A 22,017-nucleotide genomic window follows, 5' to 3' on the forward strand; every position below is an offset into this window, starting at 1 on the left:
GCCCTGGGCTTCAGGGAGACGTCAAACTGTTCGCCTGACGCAACGCAAGGCCGAACTGGAGCCAGCCCACGCCGGCGGCGATCAGTTCCACCGCGATGAAGGTGCCGATCAGCCACAATCCCGACCAGGGCAGCGTCATGTAAAGGCACACACCGACAAGCAGGCTGATCAGCCCGGCACCGAGGATGATCCACCAGCCGTTCAGCTCGCGATGGCGCGCCGCGATCAGCATGCGCATGGTCCCCGACACGATCAGGCAGGCGGCAATGAACAGCGTCAGCACGATCGAACCGGTGACCGGCTCGTACATCAGCGAGATGCCGCCCAGGATATAAAGCGCGCCGCCCAGCAGCGACAGGACGAAGCCGCCCCAGTCGCGCACCGCAAAGGCGTGGAACAGTTGCGCCGAACCGGCGATCACCAGCACGATGCCGATGATGACGGTGCTGGCCAGGGTGACGGAAATCGCATCGATCCATGCGACGATGCCCAGCGCGATGGACAGCAGGCCCAGCAGGACGAACAGTCCCCAGCGCTGCGTGAACGGGGTGGCCATGGCCTCTCCTCAATGCCGAAAACAGAAGATATTGTGGAGTATACGGACTTCCCTGCCCGCGACACCGGCTTTTTTCGCCCCCGCCGCCCCGCGCCATCCGGTTGACAGGCCGGGGCCGAACCGCCTATAGGCCAGCCCCACTGCCGGGAACGTGGACGGACCGGCCGGTGCCTGATCGGGTGATTGCTCCCCGGCACCGGTAATGCGGTTCGCGCCCGCCCTGTTCATGCGGAACAGGGCCTACCGGTGCAATACAGGGCGGCGCCCGGCCTTCGGGCCACGATGCCGCCCGTCGACGATGGAAGATTGCGCGCGATGAGCAAGCGCCTTGAGAGCAAATACAAGATCAACCGCCGCCTTGGCGTCAACCTGTGGGGCCGCGCGAAGTCGCCGGTCAACAAGCGGGAATACGGCCCCGGCCAGCACGGCCAGCGCCGCAAGCAGAAGCCGTCGGACTTCTCGGTCCAGCTGATGGCGAAGCAGAAGCTGAAGGGCTATTACGGCAACATCAGCGAGAAGCAGTTCCGCAAGTATTATGACGAGGCCGTCCGCCGCAAGGGCGACACCTCCGAGAACCTGATCGACCTGCTGGAGCGCCGGCTGGACGCGGTCGTCTATCGCCTGAAGTTCGCGATGACGCCGTTCGCCGCCCGCCAGTTCGTCAGCCATGGCCACATCACGGTCAACGGCCGCAAGGTCAACATCCCGTCCTTCCTGGTGCGTGATGGCGACGTGATCGAGGTTCGCGAGAAGTCCAAGCAGCTCGCCATCGTCCTCGACGCGGCGCAGAGCGGCGAGCGCGACGTGCCGGAATATGTGGAAGTCGATCATCGCCAGATGAAGGGCCGCTTCGTGCGCGCGCCGAAGCTGTCGGACGTTCCCTACCCGGTGCAGATGGAACCGAACCTGGTCATCGAGTTCTACTCGCGCTGATCCGGTCTTCCAGGCCAACGACCGCAGCGCCGGGCGTGGGGACAACCCCCACGCCCGGCGTCTGCGTTTATGGGACCTGCCGCCCGAACCATAAGAGACTGTTTGCAAAGTCACCTTGCCGGCGACCCGACGCGACTTTGCAAACAGCCTCCAAGCCCGCATGGATTTTGCCGTGAACGCCGAGCCCTCTTCCGACCTCGCCCCGACCATCGCCCGGGAAATCGCCCGGCGGCGCACCTTCGCCATCATCTCGCATCCCGACGCGGGCAAGACCACGCTGACCGAACGCATCCTGCGGGCGGGCGGCGCGATCCAGATGGCGGGCAACGTGCGGGCCAAGGGCGAGCGCCGCCGCACGCGGTCGGACTGGATGGGCATCGAGCGTGATCGCGGCATCTCGGTCGTCACCTCGGTGATGACGTTCGAGTATGGCGGCTGCATCTTCAACCTGCTGGACACGCCGGGCCATGAAGATTTCTCGGAAGATACCTACCGCACGCTGACGGCCGTGGACTCCGCGGTGATGGTGATCGACGCCGCCAAGGGCATCGAGGACCGGACCCGCAAGCTGTTCGAAATCTGCCGCCTGCGCGATATCCCGATCGTCACCTTCATCAACAAGATGGACCGCGAGGCGCAGGACCCGTTCACGCTGCTCGACGAAATCTCGTCCGCGCTGGCCCTGGACACCGCGCCGGCCACCTGGCCGGTCGGCCGTGCCGCGCAGTTCGTCGGCACCTACGACCTGCGCGAGCGCAAGCTCCATGTCTCGACACCGCTGGACCAGTCCGACCCGCGCATGGTGCAACTGGCCGAGGAGCTGGAACTGGCCGAGGCCGCGCTGCCGACCTTCGACCGCGAGAGCTTCAATGCCGGGCACCTCACGCCCGTCTTCTTCGGCAGCGCGATGAAGGAAATCGGCGTGACCGACCTGCTGGACGCGCTGGTGGCCTTTGGCCCGCCGCCGCGCGACCAGGCCACCGAAAACCGCACCGTCCGCGCGGACGAGACCGGCCTGACCGCGCTGGTCTTCAAGATTCAGGCCAACATGGACCCGAACCATCGCGACCGCATGGCCTTCGCGCGGATCTGCTCGGGCCGCCTGGAGCGCGGCATGCGCCTGAAGCACACGCGCACCGGCAAGCAGTTCGCGCTCCACACGCCGCAATTCTTCTTCGCCCGCGACCGCCAGCTGGCCGAGGAAGCCTTTGCCGGCGACGTGGTGGGCATCCCCAACCACGGGACGCTGCGCATCGGCGACACGCTGACCGAAGGCGAGGACCTGCGCTTTACCGGCGTGCCGCATTTCGCGCCGGAAATCCTGCGCCGCGTCCGGCTGGACGACGCGATGAAGGCCAAGAAGCTGCGTCAGGCCCTGACGGAACTGGCCGAGGAAGGCGTGGTCCAGCTTTTCCGCCCGCAGGACGGCGCGCCGCCGATCGTCGGCGTGGTCGGCACGCTCCAGCTCGACGTGCTCCAGGCGCGCCTGGGCGGCGAGTACGGGGTGAGCATCGGCTTCGAATCCACCCCCTACAACCTCGCCCGCTGGGTTGTGGGCGACAAGGCGAAGCTGGAACTGTTCGCCATGGCCAACCGGTCGGCCATGGCCGACGACCTGGACGGCGACCCGGTCTTCCTGGCCGGATCGGCCTTCATGATGCGCCGCACGGCCGAGATGAACCCCGACCTGACCTTCCACGACATCAAGCAGATCGGGGTGGAAAGCCGCTGATTTCAGCCTCGGGCGGCGCCGCTGCCGCCCGCCGGCCCCGGCCCAGCGTATACACCGCCCGCACCGCCAGCATCAGGGCCACGACCACCAGCGCGCTCGCCACCCCGCCCCACAGCCCCACCACGCCCAGTCCGCGGTGAAAGGCCAGCCAGTTGGCCAGCGGAAAGCCCACGCCCCAATAGCCGGCAATCGCCAGCACCATCGGCACCACGGCATCGCCCCGCCCGCGCAGCACGCCGACCAGCACCGCCTGCGCCCCGTCGGCCACCTGGAAGATCGCGGCCAGCAGCAGCGCCGCCGTGGCGATGCGCGCGCTGTCGGCATTGGCCGGCACCGACGGGTCCAGGTAGAAGGCCACGATCCGGGCGCGGAACAGATAGATCAGGCAGCCGACCATTCCCATGCCGGTGATCGCGGTCCCCACTGCCACCCGGGCCGCGCGCCGCACCCGCTCGGGCCGCGCCGCACCGGTCCAGTAGGCCACCCGCACATTGGCCGCCTGCCCCAGCGCCATCGTCACCATGTAGGTGGTCGCGGTCACGCTCAGCACGATCTGGAATGCCGCCAGCGCGTGCGGCCCCAGCGTCGCCGCCTGTAATCCCGTGACCTCGAACAGCATGATCTCCGCCCCCGCCGCCGCGAACATCGGCAGGCCCAGCCGCAGCAGCACCGCCATGTCGGCCGCCAGCGGCCGCAGGGGCCATAGCAGCAGGCGCAGATGCGGCCGGGAATGCACCATGGCCAGCAGGACCAGCGCACTGCCCCACATGGTCAGCGTGGTGGCCAGTGCCGAGCCGCGCAGCCCCAGTGCCGGCAGGCCGAACAGCCCATGGATCAGCGCCGCGTTCAGCACGCCGTTCACCACCGCTACCACCGGCATCACCCGCAGCAGGATGATCTGCGCATCCAGCGCCGGCAGCACCACCTCCACCACCCCTGTCCCGATCAGGGCCGGCGGCACGCCCCACATCAGGATATGGGTAAAGGACGAAACCGGGCCGACAAAGGATTCGGGCTGGTGCATCAGCCGCAGCAGCGTGCCCGCCTGGTCCAGGATCGCCAGGCACGGCAGGCACAGCAGCAGCGCCACCACCAGCAGCATGGCATGGATCGGGGCGATGCGCGCCGGATCGCCGCGCCCGCGCGCCTGCGCGATCAGCACCCCGCCGGCCCCCAGCATGGCCTGCAACACCGCGATCACGGTAAAGAACAGGGTCGTGGACAGGCCGCCGATGGCCAGCGCATCCGCCCCCAGCCCGCCCAGCAGCACACTGTCGGTCACGCCCATGGCCATCTGCGCGATCTGCGCCAGCGCGATGGGGGCCGCGACGCGCAGGAGGAGACGAAGTTCCGAAGGGGGCAAGGCTGGGTCCGGCATGGGCGCATCCAGAGCAGATCGGCCCCGGAAAGACCAGATGCCGCGCGCCGCACCCCGCTATTCGGCCGCCGCCACGCATAAGGGTGTTGCGTCCGCCCCTTGCCTGTCGCATCTAGGCGCCATCATGCCCGATTCCATGCCGCAACTGACCCTGCACGACAGCAGCAGCCGCTCGACGGTTCCCTTCGCGCCCCTCGATCCGGGGAATGTACGGGTCTATTATTGCGGCCCCACGGTCTATGACCTGGCGCATATCGGCAATTTGCGGGCCATGATCACGGCCGACATCCTGGTGCGCCTGCTGCGGCACCTGTATCCGCGCGTCACCTATGTCCGCAACATCACCGACGTCGACGACAAGATCAACGCCCGCGCCCGCGCGAACGGCGAGCCGATCGACGCCCTGACCGCCCGCACGATCCGCGATTTCCACGACGATCTGGCCGCCGTCGGCGTGCTGCCGCCCGACGTGGAGCCGCGCGCCACCCACCATGTCGCGGAGATGATCGCGCTGATCGAGCGCCTGATCGCCAGCGGCCATGCCTACGAGGCCCAGGGCCATGTCCTGTTCGCCGTCGCCCACTTCCCCGATTACGGCGCGCTATCCGGCCGCTCGCCCGACGATCTTCTGGCCGGCGCGCGGGTCGAGGTCGCGCCCTACAAGCGCGATGCCGGCGATTTCGTGCTGTGGAAACCCTCCGAACCCGACCTGCCGGGCTGGGAAAGCCCGTGGGGCCGGGGCCGGCCGGGCTGGCATATCGAATGCTCGGCCATGTCGCACCGCTATCTGGGCGAGAGCTTCGACATCCATGGCGGCGGCAGCGACCTGCTGTTTCCGCATCATGAGAACGAGCGGGCGCAGAGCCAGTGCTGCTTCCCCCACAGCCGCTTCGCCAACCACTGGGTGCATAACGCGATGCTGCTGGTGAATGGCGAGAAGATGTCCAAATCGCTGGGCAACTTCCTGACCATCCGCGACGTGCTGTCCGACACCCCCGCCGAGGCCCTGCGCCTGCTGCTGCTGCATGCCCAGTACCGCTCGGTGCTGAACTTCACCCGCGCCGGGCTGGACGAGGCGAAGCAGACGCTGAACCGCTTCTATCGCGCCATCGGCGACCTGCCGGCCGACAGCACCGATCCGGTGCCCGACGAGGTTCTGGCCGCGATGTGCGACGACCTCAACACCCCCCGCGCCCTGGCCGAGATGCACGGCCTGGCCGACCGCGCCCTGGCCGGCGACCGCGCCGCCGCAGCCGGCCTGCGTGCGGCCGGCCGCCTGCTGGGCCTGCTGGGCCAATCGGCCGACACATGGTTCCGCGCCGGCGCCGGGGTCGACGAGGCCGAGATCGAATCCCTGATCGCCGAGCGGCTGGCCGCCCGCAAATCCCGCGATTTCGCCCGCGCCGACGCCATCCGCACCGACCTGGCGGCACGCGGCATCCTGCTGGAAGACAGTGCCACCGGCACGATCTGGAGGCGCGCATGACCGGCCGCGACGGCGGGGCCGATATCGGCCCGATCGGCAACAGCCCGGTCGTGATCCTGGTACGCCCCCAGATGGCCGAGAATATCGGCACCACGGCGCGCGCCATGGCCAATGGCGGCCTGTTCCACCTGCGCCTGGTCGCCCCCCGCGACGGCTGGCCGCTGGAACGCGCCTGGCGCGCGGCCTCCGGCGCCGACCGGATTCTCGAAGCCGCGACGGTGCATGAAACGGTCGATGACGCGGTGGCCGACCTGCACCATGTCTTCGCCACCTGCCCCCGCCCGCGCCATATCGTCAAGACGGTGCTGACCGCCCGTGGCGGCGCTGCCGAACTGCGGCAGATGAGCAGCCGCGGCCTGCGTACCGGCCTGATGTTCGGCCCCGAGCGCGCCGGGCTGGACAATGAGGACATGGCCCGCGCCGACGCGCTGATCCGCTACCCGCTCAACCCGGCCTTCATGTCGCTGAACCTGGCGCAGGCGGTCATGATCATGGCCTATGAATGGTGGATGGCCGAAGACGCCACCCCGCCGCGCGCGCTGATGACCAATGAAACCCATGTCGCCACCAAGGGCGAACTGGACAATTTCATGCGCAACCTGATCGGCCAGCTCGACGAATGCGGCTTCCTGCGCAACCAGCAGAAGCGCGCCGGCATGGTCCGCAACCTGCGCCATTTCTTCACCCGGGGCGAAGTCACGGAACAGGAACTGCGCACCCTGCATGGCGTGGTGACCGAACTGGCCCGCGGGCGCAAGGCACGCGCGACCGGGCCCGCGAACTCCTAGCCGTGGGATCGGCCAGAGCTCCTGGTCGCCCGCATGCAGCATTCTCGGCGCGGATCGTGTGCAGGAACTGGTCCACGATCAGTCCCTTCCCGCCCGAGCCCGATCAGCGGCCGCACGGACCTGATCTCCAGCGCATGGTGAATGGTGCCGGGTCTCGGGTTCCTTCAGCAGCCGCTCGGCCAGTTCTTCCGCCCTGTCGCCGCCGATCCGGTCCAGCAGTGCCAGAAGGATCTTTTCCCTTCGGCCTGTCCGTCTGCTGCGCGCCGTCCCCGTCTTTCCTGCCGTGGTCGCCGATGCCGCCATCGCGCCCCTCCGGCGATAGTCCTGTCGCATGAGGTCCGCCGCCCCGGGCAAAGCGACCCGGGGCGGAGCCGGCCCGTCAGCGTGCGGCGATGCGCAGCCGCTCCGCCACGCGTGCATGGCCCATCAGCGGCAGCAGATCGCGCATTTCCGGCCCCTTCTCCTCGCCCGTCAGGGCGACGCGCAGCGGGTGGAACAGTGCCTTGCCGCTGCGGCCGCTCGCGGCGCGGATCGCACTGGTCCATGTCTTCCAGGTCTCGGAATCCCACGGGTCGTCAGGCAGCAGCGACAGGGCCTGGAGCAGATAACCGCCCTCATCGTCCTGCACCGGCGGCACGATGGTGCCGGCGACCACGTCCCACCAGTGACGCAGTTCCGACAGCAGGTCGACATTGCCGCGCACGGCCAGCCAGAACGCCTCGGTCGCACCTTCCGGCAGCAGGTCGCGCATGTCGGCGAACGGCTTCTGGTGCATGACCTTGCGGTTCAGCGCCAGCAACTGCCGCATGTCGAACCGCGCGGCCGAGCGCGAGACGCGCCGCACGTCGTAGGTCGCCGCCAGCTCCTCGAAAGACAGCGGCGCCGGATCGTCCGAACTGCCCAGCCGCGCAAGATAGGACACGACGGCGCCCGGATCGATCCCGTCCTGCCGCAGCGCGCGCAGCGACAGCCCGTCGAACCGCTTGGACAGCTTGCCGCCGCCCTCGTCCAGCAGCAGCGGCAGGTGCGCGAAGGTAAAGCGCCCCGGCCGGGCGCCCAGCGCCTCGGCGATGTCGATCTGCACGCCAGTATTGGTCAGATGGTCCTCGCCCCGCAGGATATGCGTCACGCCGGTTTCCAGATCGTCGACCACCGAGGCCAGCGTATACAGCACCGTGCCGTCGGCGCGGACCAGAACCGGGTCGGAAATGGAGGGCAGCTTGACCTGCGACCGGCCCATGACCAGGTCGTCCCACGCCACCATCCCGTCGGACAGGCGGAAGCGCCAGTACGGCACCTTGCCGTTCGCCTCGGCCTGGGCGCGCTGCTCGGCCGTCATGCGCAGCATCGCGCGGTCATAGACCGGGGGCTTGCGCATGCGGATGCGCGCCTCGCGCTTGGCGGCCAGTTCCTGCTCGCTCTCGAAGCAGGGATACAGGCGGCCGGTATCCTTCAGGGTCTCGATCGCCGCCGCATAGCGGTCCAGCCGGTCCGACTGGCGGAACGTCTCGTCCCAGCCGATCCCGAGCCATGTCAGGTCGGTGCGCAGCGCATCGGCATAGTCCTCGCGCGAGCGCTCGCGGTCGGTATCGTCGATGCGCAACTGGAACGTGGCGCCATGGCGGCGCGCATACAGGGCGTTGGCAATCGCCTGACGGGCGTTGCCGACATGGAGCAGGCCCGTCGGGCTGGGCGCGAAGCGGAGTTTCATGCCGCCTATATGCGTCGGGCGCACCGGAAAGACCAGCCGGAACGCCGCCGCACGCTATCCCTTATTCGTCGGCCCCTTATTCGTCGACGTCGTCGTCCTCATCCTCGACCAGCCGGCGCGGATCGAGCGCCCGCCAGTCCCGCTCCATGGGCGTGGCCGGGTTGGCCGTGAAATCGTCCAGTTCGTTCGCCGAGCGCCAGCCCTCGTCGCCCACATCCTGGATCTCGGCATCCTCGCCGAACGACAGCCAGGATTGCAGCACCTCGCGCGGCGAGGCACCGGGCACCCGGCAGCGCTCGATACTGTCGCGGACATAGGCGCGCGCGAAGGCATTGGCATGGGACAGGTCGACGAAACCGCCGACCTCCTCGACGATTCCGTCCTCGGCGCCGCCCGACAGATCCAGGATCCGGACGCGCCAGCCCGACTCGTCGGAGTCGGCCGTGGAATCGGAAATGGGGGGAGTATCGGTCAAATGCGCAATTCCCTGTGATGATGCCCGAAGGGGCATGCCCCGTCGGGCGCGTGGGATCAAGTGCCGCCGGCGGTCCGGGCCCCCGCGCGGCGCAGCAGGAACTCGCGCCCGATCTTCACGCGCGGCTCGCCGTCATACGACACGATGTCGGCGGTGGCATAGGTCTCCGACCACCGGTCGGGGATGAAGGAGCCGGTGCCGACAACGTCGATCGGCGCATGCGCGTCGGCCATCGCCAGGCATTTCTCGACGTTGAATCCCGACGAGACGATGATCCGCACCCGGGGGAAACCGGCCTCGTCCAGCACCTCGCGCATGCGCCAGATCGCGGCGGCGGAAACGCCGGTGCCCACGAGGTTGCGCAACTCGGTCTCGGACCGGTAGCGCCGGATAGTGCCCGGCGTATTGCGCTCCAGCGCGGCGTAGGACAATTGCGGGTCCAGCCCTTCGAGAAACCGCCCGCCATGGGTATCCAGCCGCACCGCCAGCCGCCCCGCCGCGGCCAGTTCGGGAAAGGCGCGGCAGACCGCCAGCCCGTCCGTGATCTCGCGCCCGAAATAATCGGTCAGGACCACCAAGTCGGATTCGGGAAATGCCTCGTGGAACATCTCGGCGGCACGGAGGGTCGACCCGGCATAGCCGATCAGGGCGTGAGGCATGGTGCCCAGCCCGGCCGTCTTGCCGAAATAGCCCGCCGTGGCGTCGTTCGCACCACCGACAAAGCCCAGCGCATCCTCGTTGCGGGCCGCCAGGCTGCCGACCGAGGCGGCATAGGCCATCTGTTCCTGCATCTCGAAGCCCGCGCAATGGCGGGCCTCCATGGCCAGGAAGCGCACCTTGGGCAGCGCCATCGCCATCTGGTAGGCATTCAGCGCCGCCACGCAGGGCGGGCCGAGCTTCTGCAACAGCAGCGTCTCCAGGTCGGCCAGCGCCGCGAACGAACCGGTGATATAGACCAGCGGCTCCCCTGCACCGACCCAGGCGCCTTCGGGGAACATCACCTCGTGCGACAGTTCGATCCCCCGCGCCTGCGCCACATTGTCCAGCCACTCGGTCATCAGCCGCGTCGCGGACAGGACCGGGCGGCGGACGAACAGGGCATAGGTCACCCGCCGGTCGCCGAAGCGGGTGACGATGTCGCGCGTCCGGTTGAAATAGGCATCGGTCCGGGCCCGGATGGTCGCGTCATCCAGCGCCTGGTAGGGACCGAATGCCGTAGGGGACTGGACTGCCGACATCGTTCCTCCGATGGTCTTCCCGTTACGCGGCCTCCGTGCCTTTCGTGCCGGCCCCGCCGCGCAGGCGCGCCGTCAATTCCTCGGCCAGCAGGAATGCCATCTCCAGCGACTGCTCGGCGTTCAGCCTCGGATCGCAGAAGGTCTCATACCGTTCACCAAGATCGGCCTCCGTCAAGCGGTGGGCACCCCCCACGCACTCGGTCACGTTCTGCCCGGTCATCTCGACATGCACCCCGCCGGGGTGGGCGTTCTCGGCCTGGAACACGTCGAAAAAGCCGCGAATCTCGGTCAAAATCGCATCGAACGACCGGGTCTTGACCTTGTTGACGGTCGAGATCGTGTTGCCGTGCATCGGATCGCACAACCACGTGACCGTGCGCCCCGAGGCCACGACCTTGCGCAGCAGCGCCGGCAGGTGCCGCGTCACGCCCTCGGCCCCCATGCGCGAGATCAGCGAGATCCGGCCCGGCTCGTCCTTGGGGTTCAGGATCTCCAGCAGCCGCTCCAGATCGTCGATCGTCGTCGTCGGCCCGACCTTGATGCCGATCGGGTTGCGCACCCCGCGCAGGAACTCGACATGCGCGCCATCCGGCTGGCGGGTCCGATCCCCGATCCAGATGAAATGCGCCGAACAATCGTACCAGTCGCCGCTGGTGGAATCGATGCGCGTCAGCGCCTGCTCGTAGGGCAGCAGCAGCGCCTCGTGCGAGGTATAGAATTCGGTCTCGTCCAACTGGCGGCTGGTCGCGCCGTTCACGCCGCAGGCCGCCATGAAGGCCAGCGTCTCGTCGATCCGCTCGGCCAGCACGCCATAGCGCTGGGCCAGGGGCGACCGCTCGACGAAGCCCAGGTTCCACCGATGCACCTGGTGCAGGTTGGCATAGCCGCCGCCGGCGAAGGCGCGCAGCAGGTTCATCACCCCCGCCGACTGGAAATAGCCGGTTTCCATCCGCGTCGGGTCGGGTATCCGCGCCTCGGGCGTGAAGGCGGCGCCGTTGATGATGTCGCCGCGATAGGATGGCAGGCTGACACCGTCGATCGTCTCGGAATCCGACGAGCGCGGCTTGGCGTACTGGCCGGCCATGCGGCCGATCTTCACCACCGGCACCTTGGCGCCGAAGGTCAGCACCACCGCCATCTGCAACAGCACGCGGAACGTGTCGCGGACGATGTCGGCGGTGAATTCGCTGAAGCTCTCGGCGCACGCGCCGCCCTGCAACACAAACGCCTTGCCCTGCGATGCCGCCGCCAGGCTGGCCTTCAGGCGCCGCGCCTCGCCCGCAAAGACCAGCGGCGGATAGCGGCGCAGCCGGTCCTCGACCGCCTGCAAGGCGGTCGCGTCGGGATAGGAGGGAACCTGACGGATGGGAAACGACCGCCAGCTTTCCGGCGTCCAGGCCTGCCGGGAAGATTTGTCGTGGCTGTGCGTCGCACTCATGGTCGGTTCCTAAAATTCCTCTGATCGTCCGGTCGCGACATCCCAGCGATGCGCGCCGCCATCTTCCCCAGCCCGAGCCCCGATGGCCGGCCTTGCAAAGGGGCAGCCTTTATGTCGAAAATCGCCCCTCAACGCAAAGAGGAACGTTGCCTGATCCCGATCGGGCGACATATTCGTGCGCCCCGCACAGGGATGCACCGCTTTCCATGCCTGCCTGCCATGTTTTTCGGGCGTGCAACGAAGCGCCGCAATCGGCTAGACCCGGCTGATACAGGGACGCTTCGACACGATGACGCGGACTGCCCCGGCCAGGCCCCCCTATCCCGTCCGCAATGCGGCGCGGGGGCCTTAACGGGCCACGGTGCGCGTGACATGCTGCGTTCCATATAAATGGAAGGATTCCCCATGCCGGCCACATTCCGCACCAGCCTGCTTCCGCTCCTGGCCGGCTTCTGCCTGCTTGCCGCCCCTGCCCTCGCCGCCCCCGACGACAAGCGGCAGCCCACCCAGGACCAGGACGGGGTCGAGGCCCAGCATGGCGAAGACATGACCGTGAAGGGCCGCCGCAGCCTGCCGCCCGGATATCAGGACGCCCCGTCGATGGACATCACCCACGGCGCGGACCCGGACCACGAGGCCGGCGTGCATCGTGACTCCGTCACCGGCACCGATCTCTCGCGCTTCGGCAGCGCCTATCAGAGCAGCAGCCCCTACGGCCAGGGCCAACTCGGCGATGCCACCGGCAACGGCTGGGTCACTCCCCGCTGAGGCGACCTGCGAAGCCACCCTGCCGGCAATCCGACGCGCCTCTCCTGTACTTCGGTGCTCGCGGCCATCAAGGCCGCTCCGCTCCGATGCTTGGAAACACACCTGCCGGGCGTGCCGCTTTGCGGCACTCTCGCTCGGCAGGCCGACTTTTCAGGCAGCCTCGGAGCGACGCGTTTTTCGGGACAGAGCCTGAGGGCCCGGCCTAGTCGCTCGAACGTTCGGTGACCCGCGTGCGGGTGCGCATGGTCACGAATTCCTCGGCCGAGGTCGGGTGGATGCCGACCGTGCGGTCGAAATCCTGCTTGGTCAGCCCCGCCGTCACGGCAATGGCCAGCCCCTGCATCATCTCCGGCGCGTCGTCGCCCAGCATGTGGGCGCCCACGACCTTCTGGCTCGCCTGATCCACCACCAGCTTCATCACCGTCTTGCGCGCCCGGCCGCTGAGCGTGTGGCGCATCGGCGTGAAGCGCGCCAGATAGATATCGACATTCCCCTCGCGCGCGGCCTCGCTCTCTGTCAGGCCCACGCTCGCCAGCGGCGGCGAGAAGAACACGGCCTTGGGCGTCGTCTCCAGCGACCACTCGCGCGGATGCCCGTGCCCGAACAGGCGATCGGCCAGGCTATGGCCCTCGGCGATGGCAACCGGCGTCAGGTTCAGCCGGTTCGTCACGTCGCCGATGGCGAAGATGCCGGGCACGTTCGTCTCGCCCACGGCATCGACGACGATCCGCCCGCCGGCCGTCACCGACACGCCCGCATGGTTCAGGCCCAGCGCGCCCACGTTCGGGTTGCGCCCGGTGGCGAAGAACACGCAATCGGTCTCGATCTTCGCGCCATCGTCCAGCACCACCGTATAGTGGCCGCCATGGGCGCGGATGGCGGTCGGCGACCGCCCCGCATGCTGGCGGATGCCCCTGCCCCCGATCGCCTCGTGCAGCGCCGTACGCAGGTCGTGGTCGAACCCGCGCAGCGGCAGGTGCTGGCGATAGACCAGGTCGACCTCCGACCCCAGCCCCCGGAAGATGCCGGCGAATTCCACCCCGATATAGCCGCCGCCGATCATGCACACCCGCTTCGGCCGCGCGTCGAGATGAAACGCCTGGTCCGACGAGATCGCATGCTCGATCCCCGGAATATCGGGCAGGTCGGGCCGCGATCCGGTGGCGATCACGATGCGCGCCGCCGTCACGCGCCGCACCGGCGCGTCGGGCGCCAGGTCGCCCGGACCGATTACGATGGTATGGGCGTCCTCGAACCGGGCGGTGCCGGTAAACAGCGTGACCCCGGATTTTTCCAGCATCGAGACATAGATGCCGTTCAGGCGCGCGATCTCATGGTCCTTGGCGGCGATCAGCGCCGCCCAGTCATGATGGCCGGGGGCGAAATCCCAGCCGAACCCCTGGCTGTCATGGGCCAGGTCGCCATATTCGGCGGCCTGGACCATCAGCTTCTTGGGGACGCATCCCAGATTGACGCAGGTGCCGCCCCAGTGCCGGTTTTCGGCAACGGCGACGCGGGCACCGTGCGAGGCGGCGATGCGCGCGCAGCGCACCCCGCCCGACCCCGCACCGATGACGAACAGGTCGAAATCATACGTCATGTCGGCTTCCGATCAGCGTTCGGCGAACGCCTTTTCGACCACATAGGCACCGGGGTTCGAATTGTTGCCCTCGTCGAAGCCACGGGCTTCCAGCAGCGCCTCGGTATCGGCCAGCATCTCGGGCGACCCGCAGATCATCACGCGGTCATGATCGGGGTCCAGTTCGGGGATGTTCAGGTCGGTGAAGATCTTGCCGGACTCGATCAGCTTGGTGATGCGATCGGTCACGGCGAAATCCTCGCGCGTTACCGCCGGATAGTACAGCAGCTTGCCCGACACGTCCTCGCCCAGGAACTCGTGCTGCGGCAGTTCGTGGCGGATATGGTTGGCATAGGCCAGCTCGCCCGAGATCCGCACCGTATGGCTCAGGATCACCTTGTCGAACCGCTCATAGACCGCCGGGTCCTTGATCAGGCTCATGAACGGCGCCAGGCCGGTGCCGGTGGACAGGAAATACAGGTTGCGGCCGGGGCGCAGATTGTCCAGCAGCAGCGTGCCGGTGGGCTTGCGGCCGATCAGCACCTTGTCGCCCGGCTTGACGTGCCGCAGGCGCGAGGTCAGCGGGCCGTCAGGCACGGCGATGGACAGGAACTCCAGCTGTTCCTCGTAATTCGCGCTGGCGATCGAATAGGCGCGCAGCAGCGGCTTGCCCTCGACCTCGATGCCGATCATCGCGAACTGCCCGTTCTCGAAGCGCAGCGCCGCGTCGCGGGTGGTGGTGAAGCTGAACAGCCGGTCGGTCCAGTGATGAACGGTCAGCACTGTCTCGGCGTTCAGGTGGCCATAGGTCTTGGTCGGCTCGGCCAGATGATACACGCCGGCCTCACCCGGAACGGGTTCCAGACCGCTCGGCACGGTCGCGGCAGGTGTGGTCCCAACAGGCAGGGTCAGCGTATCGGACATGAGATCAGAACTCTCCGTCATGACAGGAACTCATAGGCCACGACCCGCGGCATGCGCCCCGTTCGTGCAAGAGCGAGATGTTTAAGCACCCCACGCGCCCGATGCCAGCACAAAACCGCGATCGGAGGGTTGAGGCACGGGCAGATCTGCCCCACGCGCAACCGTTGTGAGTCGGCGCGCGATGGCGCACAAACCGGATATGACATCCAATTCCCCCGCCGCCAGTGCCGTCGCCGCCGCAATCGCCGAAACCGGCCTGACGGTCGAAACCCGCGAGCTGCCCAAGCTGGAACGCACGGTCGCCCGCGCCCTGGTCCCGGGCCAGGACCGCGTCGACGATGCAACGTTCCGCGCGGCGCTGTGTACCGTGCGCCGCAAGCCCTGGGGCTCGCGCCTGATGGACCTGACCCGCCGCGCCGGCCAGGTCTGGGTCACGCGCGCGGATTCCGAGGCCGCCGCCGCCGCCATCGACGACCCCGAACCCACCGACGCCCAGTTGCTGGATGCGCTCTCCATCGTCATCCGCGCGCGCCTGCGCGCCAGCGCCCCGACGCCCGAAGCGGCGGTGGAAACCGTCCGCGCCGACCTGTTCGACGGCACCGGCCGCGTCCTGACACCCGCCGAGACCGAAACCCTGTCCCGCGCGGTGGCCGAGGCCTTCGCCGTGGACCCGCGCTCGGGCTTCGTCGAAAGCATGCGGCGCGACGCCGACATCAGGCGGCAGGAACAGGAGGCCATCGAACAGGCCGCCCGCACCCGTCGCACCGAGGAAGAGCGCCGACTGCAGGAATGGGAAACCAGCCTGGTCGGGTTTTCCGAAATCCCGCGCCTGCTGCATTGCTCGCGCAAGGAAGCCCTGCGCTGGATCGCCGAGAACCGGCTGCCCGTCGCCCGCCGCGTGCCGCAGGCCGACGGCACCGAACATTGGGAGTTCGACCCCAGGGAACTGGTGGCCCTGCGCGCCCGCCTGCCGGAATGGCGCGGCGGCGCACCGTCCACCCCGGCCTTGGTCCCCGACGCCGGCACGCGCAAGGTCGGTAACGCCGTCATCGCCCGCGTTGCGGCGCTGGACCGCTACGCCGCGCATTTCAAGACCGCCCGCGCCCTGAAGCGCCGCATCACGCTCGTCACCGGCCCTACCAACAGCGGCAAGTCCCACACGGCGCTGGAAGCCCTGGCCCGGGCCGAAAGCGGCATGGCCCTGGCCCCCCTGCGCCTGCTGGCCCACGAATTCCGCGAGGCCCTGACCGCGCGCGGCGTGCCGACATCGCTGGCCACGGGCGAGGAACGGATCGACGTCCCCGGCAGCCGCCACCTGGCCGCCACGGTCGAGATGTGCCCGCTGCACAACCCCGTCGACGTCGCGATCATCGACGAGGCCCAGATGCTGTCCGACCCCGATCGCGGCGCGGCGTGGACGGCGGCGATCATGGGCGCCCCGGCGCGGCATCTGTACGTGCTGGGCGCACCGGACTGCGTGCCGATGGTGCGCCGCATCGCCGAACTGTGCGGCGATCCGCTGGACGAGGTCCGGCTGGAGCGCAAGGGCCCGCTGGTCACGGCCAGCGAGGCCGTCCAGATCAAGGACCTGAAACCCCATGACGCGCTTATCGCCTTCTCGCGGCGCGAGGTGCTGGACCTGCGCGCGCTGCTGGTGGCGCGCGGCCGCAAGGTCGCCGTGGTCTATGGCGCCCTCAGCCCCGAAGTCCGGCGGGCCGAGGCCCAGCGCTTCAATGACGGGGCGGCCGATATCCTGATCGCCACCGACGCCATCGGCATGGGCCTGAACCTGACGATCCGCCGCGTGATCTTCACCGCGCTCCGCAAGTTCGACGGCACCCAGACCCGCGACCTGAACGCGCAGGAGGTCAAGCAGATCGGCGGCCGCGCCGGCCGCTACGGCAAGCACGAACAGGGCGTGGTGGCGGTGCTGGCCGGCGCGGGCAGTGCGGCCTTCGTGCGCACCATGCTGGCCGCGCCGCCGGCCGAGCCGACCGACCTGCGCCCGCAGGTCCAGCCCGATTCCGACATCATCCAGGCCGTCGCGGCCGAAATCGGGTCGGAAAGCCTGTTCGGCGTGCTGTCGCGCATCCGCCGCGCCGTGCTGCGCCATGACGACCCGAATTACCGCCTGGCGAACATGGAACAGGCCTTCGCCATCGCCACCGCGCTGGAGGGCATCACGGGCCTTACTCTGGCCCAGCGCTGGGTCTACGCGATGTGCCCGGTCGACGACCGCGACAACGGCATCCAGCGCCTGGTCCAGTGGGCGGCCGACCACGCCGCCGGCCGTCCGGTCATCCCGCCCGGCACCGGCCGCCTGCCCCCCGCCGAGCGCGCCGACCGCGTGGAACTGGAACGCGCGGAAAAACGCCACAAGCGCCTGGTCGCCTGGCGCTGGCTGGCCCTGCGCTTCCCCGACGCCTACCGCGCGAGCGAAGACGCCGAGGACGCCACCGCCCGCCTGAACGACTGGATCGAAGACGTGCTGCGCCAGCAGAGCAGCCGCGCCCGCGCGGACAATGTCGAGCAACCGGGCCACAAACGCCCCGGGTCCCACAAACCAGGCAAGGGCGGCGGCTACGGGCGCAAGCCGCGCCCGGCTGCCCGCACCTGAGCAGCGGCTTGTGCGACCGGACACAGGCGCGGGATCACCAGCGCATGTGTCCGGCCGCCTTCAGTCGGCGTTGATGACCGCCAGCCCGCCCATGTAGGGGCGCAGGACCTCCGGCACCGTGATGCTGCCGTCCTCGTTCTGGTAATTCTCCATCACCGCGATCAGCGTGCGCCCGACCGCCAGGCCCGAGCCGTTGAGCGTATGGACGAACTCCGGCGCAGCCCCTTCCGCCGGGCGGAAACGGGCATTCATGCGTCGCGCCTGGAAATCGCGCGTGGTGGAGCAGGAGGAAATCTCGCGCCACGCATCCTGCCCGGGCAGCCACGCTTCCAGGTCGAACGTCTTCGCGGCACCGAAGCCGGTATCGCCGGCGCACAGCAGCATGCGGCGATAGGGAATGCCCAGCCGCTCCAGCACCGTCTCGGCACAGCGGGTCATGCGCTCCAGTTCCGCGTCGCTGTCTTCCGGCCGCGTGACGGATACCATCTCGACCTTCTGGAACTGGTGCTGGCGCAGCATGCCGCGCGTGTCGCGGCCCGAGGCCCCGGCCTCGCTGCGAAAGCAGGAGGACAGCGCGACCATGCGGCGCGGCAGGGCGGAGGCCGGCAGGATGTCGCCCGCCACGCTGGCGGTCAGCGGCACCTCGGCCGTGGGCACCAGCCAGCGCCCGTCCTCGGTGCGGAAGGACTGGTCGGCGAATTTCGGCAGCTTGTCGGTGCCGAACATCGCGGCCTCGTTGACCAGCACCGGCACCGCCGTCTCGGTATAGCCATGCTCCTGCGCATGCAGGTCGAGCATGAACTGGCCCAGCGCGCGCTCCATCCGCGCAAGCGGCCCGCGCAGCACCACGAAGCGCGCGCCGGAGAGTTTGGACGCGGTTTCGAAATCCATCATGCCCAGCGCCTCGCCCAGCGCGAAATGCTCGCGCGGGGCGAAGGCGAAGTTCCGCCGCTCGCCGGCCTGATGCACCACCACGTTCGCGGCCTCGTCCGCGCCGTCGGGCACGGCATCGTCCAGCCGGTTGGGCAGCGTCACCAGCAGGTCGCGGATTTCCGCGTCGCGATCGCGCACCACGGCCTCCAGCCGCTCGATCTCCTCGCGCAGCCCGACCGCCTCCTGTTCCAGCGCCGCGCTGTCGGCGCCCGTGCGGCGCAGGGTCCCGATTTCCTTCGACAGCGTCTTGCGCCGGGCCTGACGGTCCTGCAACGCCGTCACGGCGGCGCGCCGGTCCTCGTCCAGCCGTACAATGTGCACGGCAACGGGGGCATCGCCCCGGCGCGTCAGGGCAGCGTCGAAGGCGGCCGGATCGGCGCGGAGCGCGCGAAGGTCATGCATCGGAATTCTCCTGGTCCAGATCCTCGGGGCGCTTGGGCTGGACCAGGCGCGCACAGACGATGGAAATTTCGTACAACCCGATCAGCGGCACCGCCAGACCGGTCTGGGTGATGATGTCCGGCGGCGTCAGGATCGCCGCGATCACGAAGGCACCCACATAGGCATAGCGCCGGAAGCGCTTCAGCGTGGCGGCAGTGACGATCCCCACCCGCGCCAGCAGCGTCAGCGCCACCGGCAGCTCGAACGCCACGCCGAAGGCCATGATCAGCTTCATGACCAGCGCCAGATATTCCGACACCTTGGCCTGAAGCTGGATCTGCAACCCGTCCTGCCCGTCGGAAGTCTGGAACGAGAGGAAGAACTTCCAGGCGAAGGGAAAGACGAAATAATAGGCCAGCGCCGCGCCCATCACGAACATGACCGGGGTTGCGACCAGAAACGGCAGGAAGGCCCGCTTCTCGCTGCGATACAGGCCCGGTGCCACGAACATCCAGGCCTGCATGGCCACCATCGGGAAGGACAGGAACGCCGCGCCGAAGATCGCCACCTTGATGTAGGTGAAGAAGGCCTCGTACAGCGCCGTGTAGATCAGATGCGGCTGTTCGCCCTGCGCGCGCATCACGTCGCCCAGCGGCTGGGCGAGAAACAGATAGATCCGCGCCGAGAAATGATAGCACAGCAGAAAGCACAGGCCGAACGCCACCGCCGACCAGATCAGCCGGCGGCGCAGTTCGACCAGATGCTCCAGCAGCGGCATGGGCTGGTCGTGGATCGGATCGGCGTGGCCCCGATTGTCGTTCAGGTTGGTCTCTCCCGGCTTGAACTCATCCATCAGCCCGGCTCCCCAGCCGGCGGCACCGCACCGGGCCCGTCCACCGCCACGCGCCGCGCCCCGTGGATCACCCGCACCGGCGGCAGGAAGGCGGGCGGGTGCAGCCGCCCCCGGTCGGCCGCCAGCCGCCGCGCGACGGCGGGCGGCAGCAGCGCGGGCGGCGGCCCGGCATCGGCCACAGGGGGGAACGCGGCCTCGTCATGGGGCTGTGCCGGCGGCATGTAGCCGTAGCGATGCTGCCCTTGCGGATCATAGCCGGGCGTCAGGGCCGGCGGCGGCACCAGCGGGGCTGCCGGCCGCGAATCCAGGGGCGAATCGTTGAAGGTGCGCTGAAGCGAGCCGTCCTCGTCGATCGCCCGCATGATCTGGTTGCGGACATTGAAGCGCCGCATGCCGCCCAGCGCATCCCGCGCCTCGGTCAGGTCGGCCTCGCGCACCATCTCGTCGACATGGGTCTGGAATTCCGAGGCCATCTTGCGGGCCTTCTTGATCAGGCCGGTAACGGTGCGGATCGCCACCGGCATGTCCTTGGGCCCGATCAGCAACAGGGCGACGACACCGATCAGCGCCATCTCGGACCATGCGAAATCAAACATGACCGATCCCTGGCTCAGACTTGGACATTACGGAACTCAGACGTGGCATGACGCGACCCGCGCCGAAGCATGCGCGGAAAGGATGGACACCTATCACGCCGCCGTCGGGCCGGAAACCGCTTCCGTCTTCGCCTCGTCCGGCGCGGCGGCCCGCAGGGCGGGATTGTCGGGCACATCCACCAGCAATTCCTCGCGCCGGGGCAGGTCGCGCAGGTCGCGCAGGCCGAAATGGCGCAGGAAATCGGCCGAGGTCCCCCACAGGATCGGCCGCCCCGGAACCTCCTTGCGGCCGCGCGGCACGATCAGCGATGCCTCCAGCAGATTGTCCAGCACCTGCTGGCTGAGCGACACGCCGCGTATCTCCTCGATTTCCGCGCGGGTGCAGGGCTGGTGATAGGCGATGATCGCCAGGCTCTCCAGCGTGGCGCGGGGCAGTCGGCGCGGGCGCTGCAACACGCGGGTCAGGCGCGGGGCCAGATCGGCCGCCGTCCGGAACTGCCAGCCGCCCGCCACCAGCACCGGCGCCACGCCCCTTCCGGCATATCGCGCCACCACGCCGTCGATCACGCCGCGCACGCAGGCCGCCAGGTCCTCGGTCTCGGGCGGCACCAGCCCCTGTGCCTCCAGCAGTTCGGCGATCGCACGCTCCGACACCGGGTCGGGACTGGCGAAGATCATGGCTTCCACCAGCCGGACCGCCAGGTCCGCGGCAGGCGTCGCAGCCTCCGCGGAAGGAGCAGGCTCGTCACCCGGGACCGGCGCGGCCGGAATCTGCTGGCTGTCATCGGTCATTCCGCCGCGTCCATCCTGTCCATGTCCGGATCGTTGGCGGCCTCGCCCCCCGCATGGGGGCGCAGCATGATCCGGCCGAATTGTTCGTCCTGGCGCAGTTCGATCGTGCCGTTGCGGGCCAGTTCCAGCCCCGCGATCAGGGTGCCGGCCATGGCCGCCCGCCGCTGCTGCATGCGCTCTTCCACGTCCTCGCCATCCATCGCCGGGCCGCCTTCGGGCAGGAAGGCCCCGAGCTCGCACCACTCTCCTCCGCCGGGGATGGTGTCCGCGCCCAGCAGGCGCTGCAACCGGGCCAGCGCGTCCTGCACCGTCCAGAAATGCATCCGCCGGGGCTGGTAGACCCGCCTGCGTGCCCCGCGCCGCATGGCGGCCATGTAGGCGCCCATCAATTGCGACAGGTCCAGCGCCAGCCCCGACCGGTCGATTTCCGTCAGGTCCTCGCGCTCGCCCCGGGCAAACACGTCGCGGCCCAGCTGGGGGCGTGCGCCCAGCCACGCCGCCGCCTGCCCGATCCGCGCCAGTTCAAGCAGCCGCGCCTGCAGCAGTTCGGCCGCCTCCTCGGCGTCCATGTCCTCGCCATCCTCGGCCGGCAGCAGCAGGCGCGATTTCAGCCAGGCCAGCCAGGCGGCCATGACCAGCCAGTCGGCGGCGAGTTCCAGCCGGATGCGGCGGGCGGATTCGACGATGGCCAGATATTGCTCGACCAGTTGCAGGATCGAGATCCGGGCCAGATCGACCTTCTGCGCCCGCGCCAGTTCCAGCAGCAGGTCCAGCGGCCCCTCGAACCCGTCCAGATGCAGCATGGGCGCGGTCAGCCCCTCGGGCAGGCCGTCCCCCTG

General features: G+C 68.8%; 19 protein-coding genes. 6 read left to right on the forward strand and 13 right to left on the reverse strand.

Translation table 11 applies throughout. The features are described 5' to 3' along the window. Window positions 1–10: 10 nt before the first annotated feature. Window positions 11–556 (reverse strand): HdeD family acid-resistance protein, encoded by a 546-nt coding sequence (locus tag HLH27_RS04915; RefSeq protein ID WP_182948345.1) that lies wholly within the window; start codon window positions 554–556, stop codon window positions 11–13. Between the two features lie 315 nt (window positions 557–871). On the opposite strand from HLH27_RS04915, the gene rpsD reads away from it, so the two are divergent. Further along, window positions 872–1,489 carry a 30S ribosomal protein S4 gene (rpsD, locus tag HLH27_RS04920; protein ID WP_114726960.1) on the forward strand — a complete coding sequence of 206 codons (618 nt, stop codon included), beginning with the start codon at window positions 872–874 and terminating at the stop codon, window positions 1,487–1,489. 160 nt (window positions 1,490–1,649) lie between these two features. Then, the gene (locus tag HLH27_RS04925; protein ID WP_182948347.1) at window positions 1,650–3,221 is read left to right on the forward strand and encodes a peptide chain release factor 3; all 1,572 of its coding nucleotides are present in this window, start codon (window positions 1,650–1,652) and stop codon (window positions 3,219–3,221) included. Here the strand turns inward: HLH27_RS04925 and HLH27_RS04930 are convergent. Further along, on the reverse strand, window positions 3,193–4,599 hold the full coding sequence (locus HLH27_RS04930) for an MATE family efflux transporter (protein WP_182948349.1): 1,407 nt from the start codon (window positions 4,597–4,599) through the stop codon (window positions 3,193–3,195). The genes HLH27_RS04925 and HLH27_RS04930 overlap by 29 nt on opposite strands. Before the next feature lie 124 nt (window positions 4,600–4,723). Between HLH27_RS04930 and cysS the strand changes: the two genes are divergently transcribed. Beyond that, window positions 4,724–6,085, forward strand: coding sequence for a cysteine--tRNA ligase (cysS, locus tag HLH27_RS04935; RefSeq protein ID WP_182948760.1), 1,362 nt, complete (start codon window positions 4,724–4,726; stop codon window positions 6,083–6,085). Further along, window positions 6,082–6,873 (forward strand): RNA methyltransferase, encoded by a 792-nt coding sequence (locus HLH27_RS04940; RefSeq protein WP_182948351.1) that lies wholly within the window; start codon window positions 6,082–6,084, stop codon window positions 6,871–6,873. Before cysS ends, HLH27_RS04940 begins: the two co-directional genes overlap by 4 nt. Before the next feature lie 379 nt (window positions 6,874–7,252). Here HLH27_RS04940 and gltX read toward each other — a convergent pair whose 3' ends face one another. The 4 genes from gltX to HLH27_RS04960 form a co-directional block, all read right to left on the reverse strand. After that, the gene (gene gltX / locus HLH27_RS04945; RefSeq protein WP_182948353.1) at window positions 7,253–8,584 is read right to left on the reverse strand and encodes a glutamate--tRNA ligase; all 1,332 of its coding nucleotides are present in this window, start codon (window positions 8,582–8,584) and stop codon (window positions 7,253–7,255) included. Between the two features lie 76 nt (window positions 8,585–8,660). Further along, complete coding sequence (locus tag HLH27_RS04950) at window positions 8,661–9,059, reverse strand: hypothetical protein (RefSeq protein WP_246375490.1); 399 nt, start codon at window positions 9,057–9,059, stop codon at window positions 8,661–8,663. A gap of 56 nt (window positions 9,060–9,115) precedes the next feature. Continuing rightward, complete coding sequence (locus HLH27_RS04955) at window positions 9,116–10,297, reverse strand: beta/alpha barrel domain-containing protein (protein ID WP_182948355.1); 1,182 nt, start codon at window positions 10,295–10,297, stop codon at window positions 9,116–9,118. 22 nt (window positions 10,298–10,319) lie between these two features. Next, complete coding sequence (locus tag HLH27_RS04960; protein WP_182948357.1) at window positions 10,320–11,735, reverse strand: class II 3-deoxy-7-phosphoheptulonate synthase; 1,416 nt, start codon at window positions 11,733–11,735, stop codon at window positions 10,320–10,322. 405 nt (window positions 11,736–12,140) lie between these two features. Here HLH27_RS04960 and HLH27_RS04965 point away from each other — a divergent pair, with 405 nt between their 5' ends. Then, window positions 12,141–12,503, forward strand: coding sequence for a hypothetical protein (locus tag HLH27_RS04965; RefSeq protein WP_182948358.1), 363 nt, complete (start codon window positions 12,141–12,143; stop codon window positions 12,501–12,503). 202 nt (window positions 12,504–12,705) lie between these two features. On the opposite strand, the gene gorA is transcribed toward HLH27_RS04965, so the two are convergent. Both gorA and HLH27_RS04975 read right to left on the reverse strand, forming a co-directional pair. Beyond that, window positions 12,706–14,103: a glutathione-disulfide reductase gene (gene gorA / locus HLH27_RS04970; RefSeq protein ID WP_182948359.1), complete on the reverse strand. Its 1,398-nt coding sequence runs from the start codon at window positions 14,101–14,103 to the stop codon at window positions 12,706–12,708. Between the two features lie 12 nt (window positions 14,104–14,115). Then, complete coding sequence (locus tag HLH27_RS04975; protein ID WP_182948360.1) at window positions 14,116–15,006, reverse strand: ferredoxin--NADP reductase; 891 nt, start codon at window positions 15,004–15,006, stop codon at window positions 14,116–14,118. Window positions 15,007–15,205: 199 nt separating this feature from the next. Between HLH27_RS04975 and HLH27_RS04980 the strand changes: the two genes are divergently transcribed. After that, window positions 15,206–17,623 carry a helicase-related protein gene (locus tag HLH27_RS04980; protein ID WP_182948361.1) on the forward strand — a complete coding sequence of 806 codons (2,418 nt, stop codon included), beginning with the start codon at window positions 15,206–15,208 and terminating at the stop codon, window positions 17,621–17,623. Between the two features lie 60 nt (window positions 17,624–17,683). Here HLH27_RS04980 and serS read toward each other — a convergent pair whose 3' ends face one another. From serS to HLH27_RS05005, 5 genes are all read right to left on the reverse strand, one after another. Continuing rightward, window positions 17,684–18,958: a serine--tRNA ligase gene (serS, locus tag HLH27_RS04985; RefSeq protein WP_182948362.1), complete on the reverse strand. Its 1,275-nt coding sequence runs from the start codon at window positions 18,956–18,958 to the stop codon at window positions 17,684–17,686. Beyond that, complete coding sequence (gene tatC / locus HLH27_RS04990; protein WP_182948363.1) at window positions 18,951–19,790, reverse strand: twin-arginine translocase subunit TatC; 840 nt, start codon at window positions 19,788–19,790, stop codon at window positions 18,951–18,953. Before tatC ends, serS begins: the two co-directional genes overlap by 8 nt. Further along, the gene (gene tatB / locus HLH27_RS04995) at window positions 19,790–20,386 is read right to left on the reverse strand and encodes a Sec-independent protein translocase protein TatB (protein ID WP_182948364.1); all 597 of its coding nucleotides are present in this window, start codon (window positions 20,384–20,386) and stop codon (window positions 19,790–19,792) included. The genes tatC and tatB overlap by 1 nt, the downstream gene beginning before the upstream one ends. Before the next feature lie 93 nt (window positions 20,387–20,479). Continuing rightward, entirely contained in the window at window positions 20,480–21,178 is a 699-nt protein-coding gene (gene scpB / locus HLH27_RS05000) for an SMC-Scp complex subunit ScpB (protein WP_182948365.1), read from the reverse strand. Then, on the reverse strand, window positions 21,175–21,981 hold the full coding sequence (locus HLH27_RS05005) for a segregation and condensation protein A (protein WP_182948762.1): 807 nt from the start codon (window positions 21,979–21,981) through the stop codon (window positions 21,175–21,177). The genes scpB and HLH27_RS05005 overlap by 4 nt, the downstream gene beginning before the upstream one ends. Between the last annotated feature and the right edge of the window lie 36 nt (window positions 21,982–22,017).

The organism is Gluconacetobacter takamatsuzukensis, from assembly GCF_014174275.1.
Classification (GTDB): Bacteria; Pseudomonadota; Alphaproteobacteria; order Acetobacterales; family Acetobacteraceae; genus Gluconacetobacter; species Gluconacetobacter takamatsuzukensis.

What these genes read in the sequence shown, in the direction of transcription:
- HLH27_RS04915 (WP_182948345.1), bottom strand. Translation starts at nt 556, where the DNA reads ATGGCCACCCCGTTCACGCAGCGCTGGGGACTGTTCGTCCTGCTGGGC.
- rpsD (WP_114726960.1), top strand. Translation starts at nt 872, where the DNA reads ATGAGCAAGCGCCTTGAGAGCAAATACAAGATCAACCGCCGCCTTGGC.
- HLH27_RS04925 (WP_182948347.1), top strand. Translation starts at nt 1,650, where the DNA reads ATGGATTTTGCCGTGAACGCCGAGCCCTCTTCCGACCTCGCCCCGACC.
- HLH27_RS04930 (WP_182948349.1), bottom strand. Translation starts at nt 4,599, where the DNA reads ATGCCGGACCCAGCCTTGCCCCCTTCGGAACTTCGTCTCCTCCTGCGC.
- cysS (WP_182948760.1), top strand. Translation starts at nt 4,724, where the DNA reads ATGCCCGATTCCATGCCGCAACTGACCCTGCACGACAGCAGCAGCCGC.
- HLH27_RS04940 (WP_182948351.1), top strand. Translation starts at nt 6,082, where the DNA reads ATGACCGGCCGCGACGGCGGGGCCGATATCGGCCCGATCGGCAACAGC.
- gltX (WP_182948353.1), bottom strand. Translation starts at nt 8,584, where the DNA reads ATGAAACTCCGCTTCGCGCCCAGCCCGACGGGCCTGCTCCATGTCGGC.
- HLH27_RS04955 (WP_182948355.1), bottom strand. Translation starts at nt 10,297, where the DNA reads ATGTCGGCAGTCCAGTCCCCTACGGCATTCGGTCCCTACCAGGCGCTG.
- HLH27_RS04960 (WP_182948357.1), bottom strand. Translation starts at nt 11,735, where the DNA reads ATGAGTGCGACGCACAGCCACGACAAATCTTCCCGGCAGGCCTGGACG.
- HLH27_RS04965 (WP_182948358.1), top strand. Translation starts at nt 12,141, where the DNA reads ATGCCGGCCACATTCCGCACCAGCCTGCTTCCGCTCCTGGCCGGCTTC.
- gorA (WP_182948359.1), bottom strand. Translation starts at nt 14,103, where the DNA reads ATGACGTATGATTTCGACCTGTTCGTCATCGGTGCGGGGTCGGGCGGG.
- HLH27_RS04975 (WP_182948360.1), bottom strand. Translation starts at nt 15,006, where the DNA reads ATGTCCGATACGCTGACCCTGCCTGTTGGGACCACACCTGCCGCGACC.
- HLH27_RS04980 (WP_182948361.1), top strand. Translation starts at nt 15,206, where the DNA reads ATGACATCCAATTCCCCCGCCGCCAGTGCCGTCGCCGCCGCAATCGCC.
- serS (WP_182948362.1), bottom strand. Translation starts at nt 18,958, where the DNA reads ATGCATGACCTTCGCGCGCTCCGCGCCGATCCGGCCGCCTTCGACGCT.
- tatC (WP_182948363.1), bottom strand. Translation starts at nt 19,790, where the DNA reads ATGGATGAGTTCAAGCCGGGAGAGACCAACCTGAACGACAATCGGGGC.
- tatB (WP_182948364.1), bottom strand. Translation starts at nt 20,386, where the DNA reads ATGTTTGATTTCGCATGGTCCGAGATGGCGCTGATCGGTGTCGTCGCC.
- scpB (WP_182948365.1), bottom strand. Translation starts at nt 21,178, where the DNA reads ATGACCGATGACAGCCAGCAGATTCCGGCCGCGCCGGTCCCGGGTGAC.
- HLH27_RS05005 (WP_182948762.1), bottom strand. Translation starts at nt 21,981, where the DNA reads ATGCTGCATCTGGACGGGTTCGAGGGGCCGCTGGACCTGCTGCTGGAA.